This is a genomic window from Mycobacterium sp. IDUB_36, assembly GCF_055419225.1.
In genome coordinates this window covers 414,159-430,497 of sequence record NZ_JBVAXH010000002.1, presented here as the reverse complement: position 1 = coordinate 430,497, position 16,339 = coordinate 414,159, and the positions used below count along the sequence as shown (strand labels likewise).

The 16,339-nt window shown below is 68.7% G+C and carries 17 protein-coding genes; 10 read left to right on the top strand and 7 right to left on the bottom strand.

Annotated elements, in window-relative coordinates:
- Nucleotides 1-85: 85 nt before the first annotated feature.
- On the top strand, nt 86-979 hold the full coding sequence (locus tag ACZYW1_RS20410; RefSeq protein WP_463788281.1) for a hypothetical protein: 894 nt from the start codon (nt 86-88) through the stop codon (nt 977-979).
- Here ACZYW1_RS20410 and ACZYW1_RS20405 read toward each other — a convergent pair.
- Nucleotides 952-2,049, bottom strand: coding sequence for an adenylate/guanylate cyclase domain-containing protein (locus ACZYW1_RS20405; RefSeq protein ID WP_463788280.1), 1,098 nt, complete (start codon nt 2,047-2,049; stop codon nt 952-954). The genes ACZYW1_RS20410 and ACZYW1_RS20405 overlap by 28 nt on opposite strands.
- A gap of 98 nt (nt 2,050-2,147) precedes the next feature.
- On the opposite strand from ACZYW1_RS20405, the gene gcvT reads away from it, so the two are divergent.
- Entirely contained in the window at nt 2,148-3,242 is a 1,095-nt protein-coding gene (gcvT, locus tag ACZYW1_RS20400; RefSeq protein ID WP_463788279.1) for a glycine cleavage system aminomethyltransferase GcvT, read from the top strand.
- Nucleotides 3,243-3,329: 87 nt separating this feature from the next.
- Complete coding sequence (locus ACZYW1_RS20395; RefSeq protein WP_463788278.1) at nt 3,330-4,436, top strand: branched-chain amino acid aminotransferase; 1,107 nt, start codon at nt 3,330-3,332, stop codon at nt 4,434-4,436.
- Nucleotide 4,437: 1 nt separating this feature from the next.
- Here the strand turns inward: ACZYW1_RS20395 and ACZYW1_RS20390 are convergent, their stop codons facing one another.
- The 4 genes from ACZYW1_RS20390 to ACZYW1_RS20375 all read right to left on the bottom strand — a co-directional run bounded on the left by ACZYW1_RS20390 (nt 4,438) and on the right by ACZYW1_RS20375 (nt 7,433).
- Entirely contained in the window at nt 4,438-5,166 is a 729-nt protein-coding gene (locus tag ACZYW1_RS20390; RefSeq protein WP_463788277.1) for an adenosylcobinamide-GDP ribazoletransferase, read from the bottom strand.
- Nucleotides 5,163-6,215: a nicotinate-nucleotide--dimethylbenzimidazole phosphoribosyltransferase gene (gene cobT / locus ACZYW1_RS20385; protein ID WP_463788276.1), complete on the bottom strand. Its 1,053-nt coding sequence runs from the start codon at nt 6,213-6,215 to the stop codon at nt 5,163-5,165. The genes ACZYW1_RS20390 and cobT overlap by 4 nt, the downstream gene beginning before the upstream one ends.
- The gene (locus ACZYW1_RS20380; protein WP_463788275.1) at nt 6,212-6,748 is read right to left on the bottom strand and encodes a bifunctional adenosylcobinamide kinase/adenosylcobinamide-phosphate guanylyltransferase; all 537 of its coding nucleotides are present in this window, start codon (nt 6,746-6,748) and stop codon (nt 6,212-6,214) included. Before ACZYW1_RS20380 ends, cobT begins: the two co-directional genes overlap by 4 nt.
- A 79-nt stretch (nt 6,749-6,827) precedes the next feature.
- Entirely contained in the window at nt 6,828-7,433 is a 606-nt protein-coding gene (locus ACZYW1_RS20375; protein ID WP_463788815.1) for a DUF3043 domain-containing protein, read from the bottom strand.
- A 138-nt stretch (nt 7,434-7,571) separates the two neighbouring features.
- On the opposite strand from ACZYW1_RS20375, the gene ACZYW1_RS20370 reads away from it, so the two are divergent.
- Nucleotides 7,572-8,678, top strand: coding sequence for a glycerate kinase family protein (locus ACZYW1_RS20370; RefSeq protein ID WP_463788273.1), 1,107 nt, complete (start codon nt 7,572-7,574; stop codon nt 8,676-8,678).
- A 61-nt stretch (nt 8,679-8,739) separates the two neighbouring features.
- Nucleotides 8,740-9,099, top strand: a complete 360-nt coding sequence (locus tag ACZYW1_RS20365) for a HesB/IscA family protein (RefSeq protein WP_463788272.1) — start codon at nt 8,740-8,742, stop codon at nt 9,097-9,099.
- 17 nt (nt 9,100-9,116) lie between these two features.
- Here the strand turns inward: ACZYW1_RS20365 and ACZYW1_RS20360 are convergent, their stop codons facing one another.
- Entirely contained in the window at nt 9,117-9,752 is a 636-nt protein-coding gene (locus ACZYW1_RS20360; protein ID WP_463788271.1) for an Rv0361 family membrane protein, read from the bottom strand.
- A gap of 163 nt (nt 9,753-9,915) precedes the next feature.
- On the opposite strand from ACZYW1_RS20360, the gene ACZYW1_RS20355 reads away from it, so the two are divergent.
- Nucleotides 9,916-10,893, top strand: a complete 978-nt coding sequence (locus ACZYW1_RS20355) for a carbohydrate kinase family protein (protein ID WP_463788270.1) — start codon at nt 9,916-9,918, stop codon at nt 10,891-10,893.
- Here ACZYW1_RS20355 and asnB read toward each other — a convergent pair.
- On the bottom strand, nt 10,890-12,839 hold the full coding sequence (asnB, locus tag ACZYW1_RS20350; protein WP_463788269.1) for an asparagine synthase (glutamine-hydrolyzing): 1,950 nt from the start codon (nt 12,837-12,839) through the stop codon (nt 10,890-10,892). The genes ACZYW1_RS20355 and asnB overlap by 4 nt on opposite strands.
- Before the next feature lie 214 nt (nt 12,840-13,053).
- On the opposite strand from asnB, the gene ctaC reads away from it, so the two are divergent.
- The 4 genes from ctaC to ACZYW1_RS20330 all read left to right on the top strand — a co-directional run bounded on the left by ctaC (nt 13,054) and on the right by ACZYW1_RS20330 (nt 16,270).
- Nucleotides 13,054-14,130, top strand: coding sequence for an aa3-type cytochrome oxidase subunit II (gene ctaC, locus ACZYW1_RS20345; RefSeq protein WP_463788268.1), 1,077 nt, complete (start codon nt 13,054-13,056; stop codon nt 14,128-14,130).
- Between the two features lie 8 nt (nt 14,131-14,138).
- Entirely contained in the window at nt 14,139-14,558 is a 420-nt protein-coding gene (locus tag ACZYW1_RS20340; RefSeq protein ID WP_292991134.1) for a cytochrome c oxidase subunit 4, read from the top strand.
- Between the two features lie 186 nt (nt 14,559-14,744).
- Nucleotides 14,745-15,644 carry an MmpS family transport accessory protein gene (locus ACZYW1_RS20335; RefSeq protein WP_463788267.1) on the top strand — a complete coding sequence of 300 codons (900 nt, stop codon included), beginning with the start codon at nt 14,745-14,747 and terminating at the stop codon, nt 15,642-15,644.
- Entirely contained in the window at nt 15,644-16,270 is a 627-nt protein-coding gene (locus tag ACZYW1_RS20330; protein ID WP_463788266.1) for a DUF2561 family protein, read from the top strand. Before ACZYW1_RS20335 ends, ACZYW1_RS20330 begins: the two co-directional genes overlap by 1 nt.
- Nucleotides 16,271-16,339 lie beyond the last annotated feature (69 nt).

Below are 16,339 nucleotides of genomic sequence, written 5' to 3'. Positions count from 1 at the left end.
GCAACCCTAACGACCGTCGTATTCGGCCGCCCGCCGCCCGTGTTTCATCCCTGCTCAAGGCGTTGGTGCGACTACCATTTCGGCGATGCCGACGGGACAGATGGCCGACTCCTGCGTGCTGTGGACCGGCTTTGACATATCGATTGTGGCGCGCAACTACGCGCAGCTGGCCGGGGTGCTGGCCGGGTTCGCGTTCGTGGTCATCAACCTGGTGCTCGACCGCGGTTATCGGCGCCGGGGCGATGGCAAACCGCGCGGAGCCGCCGAGGTCGAGCACGAGTCGTTGACCGGCGTCGCGCTGATGAGTGCCTTCCTCGGACTGTTTCTGTCGGCGATTCAGTACAGCTTGCTGGCCGGTGAGAACGGCTGCTCGCTCACCGGCGGCCGGGCGTCGTCGGCGGAACTGCTGGGCGCCATTTCTTTTGTCGCGTCGGTCTACATGCTGCTGTACGCCGTCGTGCAATTCGTGTCGGGTTCGGCGGAGACGCTCGCCAGACACTGCGTTTTCATTGTCGCGGTGCTGGTTCCGCCGATCGCGGTGTTCTTCATCGAGGCGGCGCTGTCGGATCTGGCGCTGGCGTTGGCCGACAAGAAGACCCGGGAGCCCCTGGAGCCGTTGTGGAGTGACGCCAACAACCTCGGGTTGCCGATCGCGCTGACGGTGCTGGTGGTGTGCGCGACGATCTGGTGGATCGGACGTGCCCGACGAGGCTCGGCGGCGGGGTCGAGCGCGCGCGTGCAGAAGTTCCGGACCGCTCTGCCGTATGTCACCGTCGCGGTGGTGGTCGGGGACGTGGTGTGCGCCTTGACGGTGCTGCCGGTGCGGAACCCGTCCGCCCATCTCGCGCCCGCCCAAGCCTGGCTGTGGGTGGGGATTTTCGCGGCCCTGCTGGTGACCCAGAGCTCGGCACTGTCGTTGCAGACCGGAGTCGAGGTCGCCTACGTGGAGCCTCAGCCCGCCGAGCGGCCCAGCTCGTAGGCAACGACGGGCGCGTCGAAACCCTTGAGCTGCAACGGCTCCTGCTCCACCACCGGCCAGTCTGGAATGCGTTTGTAGACGTCTTCGGTGATGAGGATCTGGCCGGGCTCCGCGGCGGCCACGAGGCGCGCCGCCAAGTTGACCGCGTTGCCGAAGTAGTCGCCGCTCAGCGTCAGGACTTCGCCGAAGCCGAGCCCGGCGCGAACCTGCAGACCCTCTTCGCGGGCGCGCGGGTGGTCGACGAGGTCCAGTGCCGCTCGCGCCAGCCGTTCCGGCTCCGCGCTGACCCACATCACCGCGTCGCCGATGAACTTCACGATCCGGCCACCGTCCGCGTGCACGATGTCGCTGACCGTGGCGCCGAATTCGTTGAGAAGAGCCGACAATTCGGCGGGTGTGAGCGCCTGCGTCAGCGCGGTGAAGCCGGAAAGGTCGGCAAACCCGACACCGCATTCCAAACCGGCCGTCGGGCCGCGGGCCATCCCTTCGATGAAGGTTCGGGTGCTGACGAGATGGTGGCGGTGGATCGCGTCGATCATCGCCCCGATGCGGGGGATGAACGCGGCGGCCTGATGGTAAGCCTGCGCGGTGGCCCGCTCGTCGCCGGTGTAGCCGAGCCACATCTGCGGGGTGCTCGTTCGGATCATCGACGACGCGGCCTCGGCGAGCCGGGCGACGGACGCGCCGAGCACCCGCAGGAACCCGTCGGCGGCGTCGTCACCCATCTCGCCGCGCATCGCGACCCAGGTCGCGAGGCCGTCGACGTCGGCCTGGCTCAAGATCGGTGCGTCCGCGTCGGCCACGGTCAGGCCGAGCATGGACCAGCCGTACTCGACGTCCTGCACGCTGACGCCGATCGCCTGCGCGGCGCTACGCAACGTGTAGGCCGGCGGACCAGACCGCAGCAACATGTCACCGGCCAGCCCGAACAGGCGCCCGTTGCGCTCGGCCGCGGCCATCTCGTCCACCGAGTAGCCCAGGCCGGCCAGGTATTCGAGCAGGCCGGCCCGCTCGCGTGGCTCGGCGATTCCAGCGGCCTCGATGGCCTCGAAGTCCAGCGAATCGACCACCGGCCCAGTGTGCCACCCGCCCGGCGACGATGCCCTCCGCTTGGCGGAGGGGGGAGGAGGCGGGCAGCCCGAGATGGCTCGCATTAGGGTGAAATCTCGTGAGCGATCTGTTGCACGGACCACTGGCCGAGCGTCACCGCGAACACGGTGCAAGTTTCGCCGAATTCGGTGGATGGCTGATGCCGGTCTCCTACGCCGGCACCGTGGCCGAACACACCGCCACCCGCGATGCCGTCGGGCTGTTCGACGTCAGCCACCTGGGCAAGGCGTTGATCAAAGGTCCCGGCGCCGCCGCGTTCGTCAACGCCGCGCTGACCAACGACCTGAATCGCATCCAGCCGGGCAAGGCGCAATACACGTTGTGCTGCAACGAATCCGGCGGCGTCATCGATGACCTGATCGCGTACTACGTCGACGCCGACGAAATTTTTCTGGTGCCCAACGCGGCCAACACCGCGGCCGTCGTCGCCGCGTTGCAGAGCGCTGCCCCCGCGGAGCTGACCATCACCGACGAGCACCGCTCATTCGCCGTGCTGGCCGTGCAGGGGCCCCGCTCGACGGACGTGCTCGAAAGCCTGGGGCTGCCCACCGCGATGGACTACATGGGCTACGCCGACGCGAGCCTGGAGGGCGTGCCGGTGCGGGTGTGCCGCACCGGCTACACCGGTGAGCACGGCTACGAGCTGCTGCCGCCCTGGGACTCCGCCGGGGTGGTCTTCGACGCGTTGCTGGCCGCCGTGCAGAAGGCCGGCGGGCAGTTGGCCGGTCTCGGGGCGCGTGACACGCTGCGTACCGAGATGGGTTATCCGCTGCACGGTCACGAACTTTCGGCGGACATCTCGCCGCTGCAAGCCCGCTGCGGCTGGGCGATCGGCTGGAAGAAGGACGCCTTCTTCGGCCGGGACGCGCTGCTGGCCGAGAAGGAAGCCGGGCCGCCACGGCTGCTGCGCGGCCTGCGCGCGGTCGGTCGCGGTGTGCTGCGGCCCGATCTGAATGTCCTCGACGGCGACGCGGTCGTCGGCGTCACCACATCCGGCACGTTCTCCCCGACGCTGAAGATCGGTATCGCGCTGGCGCTCGTCGACGTCGATGCCGGGATCGAGGACGGACAGCACGTCACGGTCGACGTCCGCGGCCGCGGCATCGAGTGCGAGGTCGTGAAGCCGCCCTTCGTCGACGCGAAAACTCGCTAGCGCCCGGCTATACAATCACCTGATGACCAGCGCCGACGACGATCGACAGGGCCGTGCGATCCGGAACGGCCCGCAGGAGCGGCGCCGATGAGCAGCGGAGTCCTCGAGTTCACGGTGTCTCCGGCCGCCGCTCCGGCCACCGAGGAGGAGCGGCACGCGATCCTCGCCGACCCGGGGTTCGGCAAGTACCACACCGATCACATGGTCTCGATCGACTACACCGAGGACCGGGGCTGGCACGACGCGCGGGTGACGGCGTACGGGCCGATCGAGTTGGACCCCTCGGCGATCGTCCTGCACTACGCGCAGGAGATCTTCGAGGGTCTGAAGGCCTACCGCTGGGCGGACGGGTCGATCGTGTCGTTTCGCGCGGACGCCAACGCGGCGCGGCTGCGGACCTCGGCGCACCGGATCGCGATTCCCGAGCTGCCGGACGAATTGTTCCTGGAGTCGCTGCGGCAACTGATCGCCGTGGACAACGAGTGGGTGCCGCCGGCCGGTGGCGAGGAGTCGCTGTACCTGCGGCCGTTCGTGTTCGCCACCGAGCCCGGTTTGGGCGTCCGCCCGGCAAAGCAGTATCGCTACATGGTGATCGGTTCACCGGCGGGGGCGTACTTCAAGAACGGCATCAAGCCGGTGACGGTGTGGGTGTCAGCGGATTACGTGCGGGCCAGCCCGGGTGGCACCGGCGCGGCGAAGTTCGGCGGCAACTACGCCGCCTCGCTGGTCGCCCAGGCCGAGGCCGCGGAGAAGGGCTGCGAGCAGGTGGTCTGGCTGGACGCCGTCGAGCGCCGCTACATCGAGGAGATGGGCGGAATGAACCTGTTCTTCGTGTTCGGCAGCGGCGGGTCGGCCCGCCTGGTCACACCGGAGCTTTCCGGCTCACTTCTTCCGGGCATCACACGAGACTCGTTGCTGCAGTTGGCCACTGATGCGGGGTTCGCGATCGAAGAGCGCAAGATCGACATGGAGGAGTGGCAGAAAAAGGCTGCCGACGGCGAGATCACCGAAGTGTTCGCCTGCGGCACCGCCGCGGTCATCACGCCGGTGGCGCAGGTGAAGTACGGCGAGGACGAATTCACGATCGGCGACGGCGAATCGGGCGAGGTGACGATGGCGCTGCGCGACACGCTCACCGGGATTCAGCGCGGCACCTTCGCCGACACCCACGGCTGGATGTCACGGCTGGGCTGACTCAGGCCCGGACCGCCAGCAGGACCGCGGCGACCGTCGTCGTCAATTCGATTGCGGCACCGAGCACGTCGCCGCTGACGCCACCGAAGCGACGCACACAGTGGCGCACCAGCAGCACGGACACCGCCAACGCGACCAGCACGGCGACCGGCCCCTGCCACAGCCGGTGGCCCAATGCCACCGACGCCGTCAGCAACACGGCGACCCAGGCCGCGACCACCGGCAGCGGTTGACTGCCGACGACGACTGCGCCCAACGCACTTCCGGGGGCGGCCGGTAACCCCCGTCGACAGGCCAGCACAGCCGCCACCCGGCCGGCGCCGACGGCCACCACGATCCCGGCCGCCGTCAGAGCCGAAAACGCCAGTGCCTGAACGGCAATCGCCACCACCACGGCGGCCACACCGAACGGCCCGGTCGACCCGTCACGCATCACCTCACGGGCGCGCTCGGGCGACCCGTAGCAGCCCAGCCCGTCGGCGGTGTCGGCCACCCCGTCGATGTGCAACCCGCGGGTCAGCAGCAGGACAGCGGCCACGCCGAGCAATCCGGACAGCGGACTGACCGGACCGAAAGCCCACCAGCCCACCCAGGTGACCGCGGCGGCCAGCGCTCCGAGCGCGACCCCGACCACCGGCAGGGCGGCCATGGCTCCGCGCCCGAACGGTCGGCGCCCGGGCACCGGGATCACCGTCTCGAATGCGAAAGCCGCTGTCAGCGAACCGATCACGACGGCGTCGGGCGGTCGGTCACGTTGGCCTCGGTGAAGGTCGCCATCGATGCCAGCGTCGCCACCGCGGCCCGCAGCACCGGCAGAGCCACCGCGGCACCGCTGCCCTCGCCCAGCCGCATCTTGAGGTCGACAATCGGATCCAGGCCGAGGCGGGCCAGTGCGAGCGCGTGCGCGGGCTCGGTCGACTTGTGGCCGGCCTGCCACCACAGTCGGGCGCCCGGCGCGAGTTGCTCGGCGATCAGCGCGGCGGCCGTCACGACCATGCCGTCGAGCAATACCGGGGTACGCCGCACCGCGGCCTGCGCACAGAAGCCGGCGATGCCCGCCAAATCGGCTCCACCGCAACACTGCAGGGTAGCCACCGGGCTGGCGAGTACGTGCTCGGCGCGGAACAACGCGTCGCGGACCGCGGCGGTCTTGCGGACCCACCCCGCGTCGTCGATCCCGGTCCCGTAGCCGACCGCGGCAACCGGCTCGACGCCCGTCAGCGCCGCAACCAGAACCGTTGCCGCAGTGGTGTTTCCGATGCCCATGTCGCCGGCGATCAGCAGGTCGGCGCCAGCGTCGACTTCCTGGTCGGCGATCTGCCGGCCGGCGTCGATCGCGGCGCGGGCCTCCTGCTCGGTGAGCGCGTCCTCGACGGCGATGTCGCCGCTGCTGCGCCGAACCTTATGGGCGCCGATCTCCGGCGACAACGGCTCGGCGTCCACGGCGAGGTCGACGACGCGCACGGTGGCCCCGGCGATGCCGGCCAGCACGTTGATCGCCGCGCCGCCGGCGTCGATGGCGGCGACCATCTGAGCGGTGACCTCTGGGGGATAGGCCGACACCCCGGACCGTGCGATTCCATGGTCGCCGGCGAACACCACGATCCGGGCGCGCTCGAATTGGCTTGGTGGACAATGCCCTTGGCAGGACGATACCCAGACCGACAAATCCTCCAGGCGGCCGAGCGCGCCGCGTGGTTTGGCCAGGGCGTCCTGACGGGCCCGGGCGGCGGCCGCGGCTGTGGTGTCAGGTGGCGTGACCGGCGCGAAAATCGTCATGCCCCAGGCGCCTTGATGGCGATCGGCTGGCCGGCCACCACCAGCACCACCCGGTCGCACAGCACGGCGAGCCGCTGGTTGAGCGCACCCGTCTCGTCGATGAACCGGCGGGCGGACGCGGTGGCGGCGTGGACTGTCAGCCCGACCTCGGGGCTGACCAGCACCAGCGTGGCCCGGAACCCGGCGACCGAGGTCACCAGCTCGTCGAGGTCAGCCGAGATGGAGCCGCCTTCCCAGGCCCGGCGCCGATCCAGGGCGGCCGTCAACCAGCCGCCGATGTCGTCGACCAGTGTGGGTGTAGTCGGTGATCGCCGCAATTGTTGTGCCACGTCGTCGGTTTCGACGGTGGACCAATGCCGTGGCCGGCGGTCGCGGTGCTCGTCGACCCGGCGCCGCCACGCCGGATCGGAGTCGGTGGCGTTTCCGGTCGCCAGGTAGCGCACCTGCTGATCGGTCTGCACGGACTCGGCGATGGCCGCTTCCGCCCAGCGCGACTTTCCCGACTTGACTCCGCCGAGCACCAGCGTCCGCACCGTGGATCAGTTGCCCTGAGGCGATCGCGGCGTAGCCGGGCAGACCGGGTCGCCGTAGCAGGGCGTTGCCCGGCGCGGCCTAATCGACACTGGCGCCGTGCTTGACTTGAGGTCGCGGCGCCCGCATCCGGCGCAACTGGGACGCTCTGCTGGTCGCGTAAAGCGCCAGTTTCAAACGACTTTCGGTGTCTTCAGGGAACTTCTCGTCCACCCGCCGGGCGACTTTGCGGCCCAGGAGCAGTCCATCGAGCGCCATGACCGCCATCAGCAGCAGCATCGCCGGTGACACGTAGAACTGGAGCTGGGGGACGGCGAACATGAAGAACATCAACCCCAGCGCCGACGGCATGAACAACCCGAGCACGTTGCGGCGGGCGTCGACGATGTCGCGGACGTAGCGTCGCACCGGTCCCTGGTCGCGTGACAGCAGATACCGCTCGTCGCCGTCCATCATGCGCTCGCGCCGCTCGTTCGTCTGAGCGCGGCGCGCAGCGCTCTGCAGTTTGCGCTCCTCGCGGCTGAGCTTGGGTCCGGCCATCGATTTCCGGCGGGCCCGCGCCTCCGAGGAGGTCATCGGTGCCGGCGCGACCGGGCCCCGGCGTCCGGCGTCACGCCGTGGCGTGGGCCGGCCCTTGGGCGCGGTGGTCTGCGGTGTCCGGGAGTCGGGTACCTCGACGGCAACCACCTTCGGCGACGCGTCGCCCGGTTCGTCATTGTTCTTCCGGCCCAGCAGTTTCACGACCGCCAGATTACTTCGCGGCTGATCGTCTGGAAAACGGCCGGGTTCGCGGCGAAGTCGTCGACCGGCCCTACTGTTGCTGGGATGAGTGGGCCGGCACACCCCGCGCCGGCCCTGCGGCTGCTCATCGCCCCGGACAGTTTCGGCGAATCGCTGACCGCGGTGCAGGCGGCCGCCGCCATCGCGGCGGGCTGGAACCGGGTGCGCCCCGGTGACCACATCGTCGTCGCGCCGCAGTCCGACGGCGGCCCGGGGTTTGCCGACGTCGTGGCCGGCCGTGTGGGAGAACGCCGACACGCCCGCGCACACGGCCCGTTGGACGACGACGTGACTGCGGTGTGGGTCTGGGATGCCCCGTCACGAACCGCCTACCTGGAATGTGCGCAGGTCTGCGGCCTGGCGTTACTGGGCGGGCCGCCGACACCGCGGACCGCGCTCGCGGCGCACAGCCGCGGAGTCGGTCAGCTCATTGCCGCGGCGCTGGACGCGGGTGCCGCCCGCATCGTGGTCGGACTGGGCGGCTCGGCCTGCACCGACGGTGGCCGAGGGCTGGTCGAGGAGCTCGGTGGCCTCCCGGCGGCCCGGGCTCGACTGGCCGGAGTCGAGCTGACAGCGGCGTGTGACGTCGAGCACCCGCTGCTGGGGCCGTGGGGCGCGGCCCGGGTGTTCGGACCGCAGAAGGGTGCCGATCCGGCCACCGTGTCCGTACTCGAGGACCGCCTCGAACAGTGGGCCGTCGAGCTCGACGCCGCGGCGGAGCGGCCGGTCAGCGCGGAATCGGGCGCCGGCGCCGCCGGCGGGCTCGGTGCGGCGATGCTGGCCCTCGGTGGCCGGAGCGAGTCGGGCGCGGCGATCATCGCCGAGCGGACCGGCCTGGTCAGCGACCTCGCCGCGGCCGACCTCGTGATCACCGGGGAGGGCAAGTTCGACGAGCAGTCGCTGCGCGGGAAGGTGGTCGGCGCGCTCGCCGCAGCGGCACGGTCCGCGCAGGTGCCGGTGGTGGTGCTGGCCGGTCAGGTCATGCTGGACGAGGCGACGTTCCAGTCCGCCGGCGTTCTGGGGGCGGCCTCGGTTTCCGATCACGCCGGTTCGGTGCGGCTGGCCCTGGCTGACGCCGCCAATCAGCTGATCGGACTGGCCTCCGAGGTCGCGGCACGACTCGGGAATAGCGGCGCGACAAGGTACCTTTGAGGAGGTGGGCCAACTCGCTACCGCGAGCCCACCCAGAGACCAGTACTTACAGGGAGAAGCAATGACTGTTCAGGACGAGTCAGCAACCGCCACCACCCACGGCGCGATCTTGACCGATGCCGCGGCAGCCAAGGCCAAATCGCTGCTTGACCAAGAGGGCCGCGACGACCTGTCGCTGCGCATCGCCGTCCAGCCCGGCGGATGCGCCGGTCTGCGCTACAACCTGTTCTTCGACGACCGCACCCTCGACGGCGACCTCACCTCCGACTTCGGTGGCGTCAAGCTCACCGTGGACCGGATGAGTGCGCCCTACATCCAGGGCGCCTCGATCGACTTCGTCGACACCATCGAGAAGCAGGGTTTCACCATCGACAACCCGAACGCCACCGGGTCGTGCGCCTGCGGCGACTCCTTCAACTGACGCGCACCTAGCGCGTCTCAGTACAAACCGGCGGTCCGCAACACATACGAGCACACCAGAATCTGGTTGTGCTGGCTGAGTAATTGCGCGACGCCCTGCACCTCACTGTGTGCCCCGCTGCCGGTGGCCGGCTGAACCTGCATGCTGAACAGCACCTGGGCCTGATAGTTCGACCAGTAGACGATCTTGTCGATCGACGTCACCCGCGCATCGGAGAACTGCTTGCGGAACGCGTCGCTGCTCAGTTTGGCCACCGCCTGGTCGGATCGGCGGTCGCGCACGGCGTCGTAGATGCCGCACAGCGCATGCCGCGAGATCGTCTCGGAGTCGCGTTGCTGGAGGGCGTCCAGGTAGCCCTGGATCGCAGCCGTGGCCGTCTGGTCGGAGAACGCGCCGGCCGTCGGGGCCGGAGTGTGGTGCGAGGCAAACACGATCGCCGCGGCCGCTGCGGCAACCACAAGCAATGCGACCGCGCTGCCGACCAGCAGCCGCCGACGACGGGGCTTCGGGTAGGGCAGCGGCGGCGGCGCAGCCGGGTAACCCGGTGGCGGTGCGAACCCCGTCGGCGCGGGGATGGGTTGGCTGGGAGGAGTGTCGGCGACCGGCGGTCCGTCAGCGCCCATGCCATGGTCCGACGAGTACGGACCGGGCATAACTGCGTCTCCTCGGATAGCAAGTCCGCAGGGCCTGGAACGGGTCAGACCACCGCGAGGTTCTGTCACGGAGGCTAGCGGCCCTCAGCCCGCGGTGCAGAGGCGACCATAGCCCCAGGTACCCTTAGCTAGCCGAACTTTGGACTTGAAGGGGTGGGATTTCGTGACGATCGCGGTAACCGGTTCTATTGCCACTGACAATTTGATGCGGTTCCCGGGCCGGTTCTCCGAGCACCTGCTGGCCGAGCACCTGGAGAAGGTGTCGCTGAGCTTCCTGGTCGACGACCTGGTGATCCACCGCGGTGGCGTCGCCGGCAACATCGCCTTCGCGATCGGCGTACTCGGCGGTGACGTGGCCCTGGTCGGGGCTGCCGGTGAGGACTTCACCGGGGACTACGGCAAGTGGCTGCAGTCGCACGGCGTCAACACCGACCATGTGCTGATCTCGAAATCCGCTCACACTGCGCGTTTTGTCTGCACCACCGACGAGGACCTGGCTCAGATCGCCTCGTTCTACCCGGGCGCCATGTCGGAGGCCCGCAACATCAAGCTCGCCGACCTGGTGTCCTCGCTCGGCAAACCGGACCTGGTGATCATCGGGGCCAACGACCCCGAGGCGATGGTGGTGCACACCGAGGAGTGCCGCACGCTCGGCCTGCCGTTCGCCGCCGACCCGTCGCAGCAGCTGCCCCGGCTGTCCGGCGAGGAGATCGACAAGCTCGTCGACGGCGCGGAATACCTGTTCACCAATGACTACGAGTGGGAACTGCTGCAGTCCAAGACCGGCTGGACCGAGGCCGACGTGGCGAAGAAGGTCGGCCTGCGAGTCACCACGCTGGGCGCCAAGGGCGTCGACATCGTCGACAAGGACGGCGGCACGCTGCACGTCGACGTCATCCCCGACGCCAACCCGGTCGACCCGACCGGCGGCGGCGACGTTTTCCGGGCCGGCTTCCTTACCGGTCGCAGCGCCGGCCTGAGCCTGGAGCGCTCGGCGCAGCTGGGCTCGCTGGTCGCGGTGCTGGTGCTGGAGTCGACCGGCACCCAGGAGTGGACCTGGGACGCCGCGGCCGCCAAGACCCGCCTGGCCGGCGCCTACGGCGACGAGGCCGCCGCGGAGATCGCCGCGATCCTGCGCTAGAGCTCGACGGGGTACTGCGGTTCGCTGATCCGCGGTACCACCCGGTGCTCGACGAAGATCGCGTGCCACAGCATGAAGATCAGCACCGTCCATAGTCGGCGACTGTGATCTGCTGTGCCGCAACGGTGTTCGTCGAGCATCCGTAGCACGGCAGCCCGGTCGATCAAGTAGTCGGTGGCCGACGCGTTCACCGTCTCGTGTGCCCATTCCAGCAGCGGTCCGGCCCGTAGCCAATGCCGAATCGGCACCGGGAAGCCAAGTTTCGGCCGGTTGAGCACATGGGCCGGGACCACCGACTCCAGTGCGCGGCGCAGAGCGTACTTGGTGGTGGTGCGGGTGATCTTGGCTTCCACCGGGAGCTTGGACGCGACGGCGAACACCTCAGGATCGAGGAACGGCACTCGCAGTTCCAGCGAGTTGGCCATCGTCATCTTGTCGGCTTTGACCAGGATGTCGCCGCGCAACCAGGTGAACAGGTCGATGTGCTGCATCCGCGCGACCGGGTCCCACTCGCCGGACTCGGCGTACACCGGTGCTGTGACGTCGATGTGGGTCCATTCCGGACGGAATGCCGTCAGCACGTCGCGCAGTTGCGCGTCGGAGAAGCTGCGCGCGTTGCCGTAGTACCGCTCTTCGAGCGTCAGCGATCCGCGGTGCAGCAGGCTCTTGCCGCGCATGCCTTCCGGGAGCGGTTTGGACACCTTGCCCATCGAACGCCTCAGTGACCGGGGTAGGTAATCGAAAGGCTTGAGCGACAACGGTTCCCGATAGATTGTGTAGCCGCCGAACAGCTCGTCGGCGCCCTCGCCGGAGAGCACCACCTTGACGTGCTTGCGCGCTTCACGGGCGACGAAGAACAGCGGGACCAGCGCCGGGTCGGCCACGGGTTCGTCCAGATACCAGACGATTTCGGGCAAGGCCTCGACGAACTCCTCGGGGGCGACCACTTTCGCGATGTGCCGGGCTCCGATGGCCTCGGCCGACGCCACCGCGACGTCGACCTCCGAGAAGCCCTCCCGCTCGAAGCCGGTGGTGAAGGTGATCAGCCGCGGATTGTGCCGGATGGCCAGCGCCGCGATCGCCGTGGAGTCGATACCCCCGGACAGAAACGCCCCGACCGTGACGTCGGCCCGCATGTGCTTGGCCACTGAGTCCTCCAGGACCGCGGTGATCTCGTCGTAGCGGTCCTGCTCGGTGCCGCGCGACAGCGGCACCGATTGGAACCGCGGCACGAAGTAACGGGTGGTCAACGGCTGCTGGCCGGGACTGATGCGGGCGTAGCAGCCCGATTCCAGACGGCGCACGCCGCGATGCAACGTCTCGGGCTCGGGGACGTACTGCAGCACCGTGTAGTGCTGCACGGCGCGCTCGTCGATCGCGGTGTCGAACCCCACCAGCTCCGCGAGGTCCAACAGACACTTCTTCTCGCTGGCCACCGCGGTGCCCCCGGTGCCGGTCGCCATGAAGAGCGGCTTGATTCCGAAAGGGTCTCGGGCGCAGAACAATTCGTCGGTCGAGGTGTCCCAGATGGCGAATGCGAACATGCCCCGCAGCCGCAGCAGCGCGTCCGGGCCCCAGTAGTGGAAGGCCGCGACGATCGCCTCGCCGTCGCCGTCGGTACTGAACACCGCGCCGTGCTGCTCGGCGAGTTCGGCGCGCAACTCCAGGTAGTTGTAGATCTCGCCGTTGAACACCAACTCGTAACGGTCGGGGCTGTCCGCCGGCCCCCAGCGCAGCGGCTGATGCGAGTGGGCGATGTCGATGATGGACAGCCGGTTGAAGCCGAACACGACGGTGCCCCCGGGGCCGGCCCACGTTCCCGGCTCGTCGGGTCCGCGGTGGCGCATCAGATGCGATGCCTGCGCGATGGCCTCGGCGGCGGCCCGTCCGTCGTCGGAGCGGTCGGCGCCGGCCGGGGCAGCCACAAAGGCCAGCAGTCCACACATCGTCGCTCAGTATGCCGCAAGGCGACGGCCGATCACGGCGAGGCGGCGGCCGTTGACGGCGACGCGATCCGGCAGCGCAAAAAGCGGCGGGCCTGCACACGGGTCCGCTGCGGGGGTGGTCTACGCTGCGTAGTATTCGACGTGCGAGTCAGCCGACAGTCCTCTGAGTGGGGATGCGAGGTCGGTTCAGCTTGTGAATCAGGGAGGCGCGACCGTGACATCTCGCAGGCCAGGCTGTTCGCAGGGCTTGTTGAAGAGCCGTACTTCAGCTGTGCGCCGGCTCCGCCGGCCCGCTGTCATCGGCATGCTCGGTGTGTTGGCGATGAGTCTGAGTGGCTGCAGTTGGTCGCAGGCGCTAGGCCTGGGTTGGCCGACCGGGATCACCGAGGAAGGTGCCTGGAACCGCCAGCTGTGGATCGGTTCGGTGATCGCCGCTCTGGTGGTCGGCGCCGTCGTCTTCGCGCTGATGTTCTGGTCGTCGGTGTTCCACCGCAAGAAGGCCACCGACACCGAGCTGCCCCGTCAGTTCGGCTACAACATGCCGCTCGAGCTCGTGCTGACCGTGACGCCGTTCCTGATCATCTCGGTGCTGTTCTACTTCACCGTGGTGGTGCAGGAGAAAATGCTGCACCTGGAGGCCGACCCCGAGGTCGTCATCGACGTCACCTCGTTCCAGTGGAACTGGAAGTTCGGCTACCAGAAGGTGCAGTTCAAGGACGGCACGCTCAAGTACGACGGCGCCGACGCGGCGAAGAAGGCCGCGATGGTGTCCAAGCCCGAAGGCAAGGACAAGCACGGCGAAGAGCTGGTGGGCCCGGTGCGCGGACTCAACACCGAGGACCGCACCTACCTCAACTTCGACAAGGTCGAGACCATCGGCACCAGCACCGAGATCCCGGTACTGGTACTGCCCGCCGGTAAGCGAATCGAATTCACCCTGGCCTCGGCCGACGTGATCCACGGCTTCTGGGTGCCGGAGTTCCTGTTCAAGCGTGACGTGATGCCGGACCCGGCGGCCAACCACTCGGTCAACCGCTTCCAGGTGGCCAAGATCGACCGGACCGGTGCCTTCGTCGGTCGTTGCACCGAAATGTGCGGCACCTACCACTCGATGATGAACTTCGAGGTCCGGGTGGTTCAGCCCAACGACTTCAAGGCCTATCTGCAGCAGCGGAGCGCGGGCAAGACCAACGCCCAGGCGTTGCAGGCCATCGCGCAGGACCCGGTCGCGGTCACCACTCATCCGTTCGACACCCGCCGCGGCGAGATGGCGCCGCAGGCGAGCAAGTAGGGATAACCATGCACATCGAAGCCAGGTTGTTCGAGTTCATCGCGGCGTTCTTCGTCTTCTGCACGGTGCTTTACGGCGTGCTGACCAGCCTGTTCGCCACCGGCGGCATCGAGTGGGCCGGCACCACGGCGCTGGCGCTGACCAGTGGCCTGGCGCTGATCATCGCCACCTTCTTCCGCTTCGTCGCCCGTCGGCTCGACACCCGCCCCGAGGACTACGAGGGTGCTGAGATCAGCGACGGCGCAGGCGAACTGGGCTTCTTCAGCCCGCACAGCTGGTGGCCGATTCTGATCGCGCTGTCCGGCTCGGTGGCGGCGGTCGGAATCGCACTGTGGCTTCCGTGGTTGATCGGGGCCGGCGTGGTGTTCATCCTCAGCTCGGCCGCCGGACTGGTCTTCGAGTACTACGTGGGCCCGGAGAAGCACTGACCCGGCGTCGGTGAAGGTCACAATCCGGGCGTCAGTTCATCCGAGACCCGGTCGCCCGGACTGTCGTGCGAGATCCGGTTGGGTAGGGTTTTCCGAGGCACATTTGGGCAACATCGGAGCGCGCACCCCACAACACCGTCGCGGTGCTGCGTACGCCGATGAAGTAGTCGAACAGGACAGACGATCATGAGCGGGCCGAATCCACCAGGACCGGAGTCCGAAGAACTGGAACCCGGCGTCGAGACCGCCCGCAGCGGCGGCGAATTCGACGGTGCCGACAGTGATCTCGGAGGCGGCGCGGGGGAGCCCGACGCCGATATCCAGACCGGCCAGACCGATGTCTACTCGCGCGCCTACTCGGCTCCGGAGTCCGAGCACATCAGCAGTGGGCCCTATGTGCCCGCCAACCTCGACCTCTACGACTACGACCACTACGACGAGCCGGCGCCGCACGACGAAGACGAGAAGACCGCGCGGTGGCCGTGGATTGTCGGCGTCGCCGCGATCGTCGCGGCGATAGCCCTCGTCGTATCGGTGTCGTTGCTGTTCACACGGTCCGACAACACCAACACCGCCGCCCCCAGCAGTGCGCCCATATCGACACCGCCGATCCAGGACACCTTCCCGTCGTCCAAGGAGCGTCCGGCGCCGCCGACGTCCAAGGAGTCCGCGCCACCGGCCCCTCCACCGCAGTCGAGTGAGCAACAGCCACCACCGCCGGCATCGTCCCCGGAGTCCGTGCCGCCCCCTGCGCCGGCTCCTGAGCCGGCACCCGCACCCGCACCCGCGCCTGCCCCGGCGCCTGCTCCGGCCGGGCCCAAGCAGTACACCTACTCGGTGACCGGCACCAAGGCTCCGTTCGATCAGATCACGATCACCTACACCGATCAGTCAGGGATGCGACGGACGCTGTCTAACGTCTACATTCCGTGGACCATTACCCTCACACCGATTTCGGCATCCGACGTCGGGTCGATCGAGGCGTCCAGCCTGTTGCGGCTGAGCAAGCTCAACTGCAAGGTCACGGCCAGCGACGGAACGGTGCTGTCGGCCAACGAGAACAACCAGCCACAGGTCAACTGCTGATGCCCGACAAGAACTCGCCAGCCTGGGGTGGCGGCGGCAAGCTCACCGCGGTCACCTCGGACCGGGTGCTGGTCGGATCATGCGCTGCCGTCTGGCTGGCCCTGGTCGGGATGAGTGTGGCGGCGCTCGTCGCGCTGATGGATCTGGGCCGTGGCTTCCACGCCGCCAAGGGCAACCCGCACGCCTCGTCGGTGCTGTACGCGATCATCATCATTTCCGCGCTGATCATCCTGGCCGCCATCCCGATGCTGCTGCGCGCCCGCCGGATCACCAAGGACGCTCCGGTGGCTCGGTCGGCGGGCTCGCCGGCGCGAACTGTCAGCGCTCGGTCGATCAGGGCCGGGCAGCCGGCCGGAGTAGCCGAGGCTGGTCCCGAGCGGGTCAGCGCCCGACGCCCGGCGCTGGCCGGCCCGGAGGTGGACCGGTTCTGGCTGCGTGGCACAGCCGCGCTGATGGGCGCCATGGGCGGCGCCCTGCTTGCGGTGGCCGCTGCCACCTATGCGATGGCGATCGGCCACGACGGCGTCTCCTGGACCGGATACGCGATCGCCGGCGCCATCACGCTCGTCATGCCGCTGGTGCCCTGGCAGCAGGTACGGCAATTGCGCGGCAAGCTCACGCGCTGACCGACGCGGGATCGAGCCGGTCGGTCGTCAACGCAGAAGAGCCCGGCTTCGTTGCCGAAGCCGGGCTCT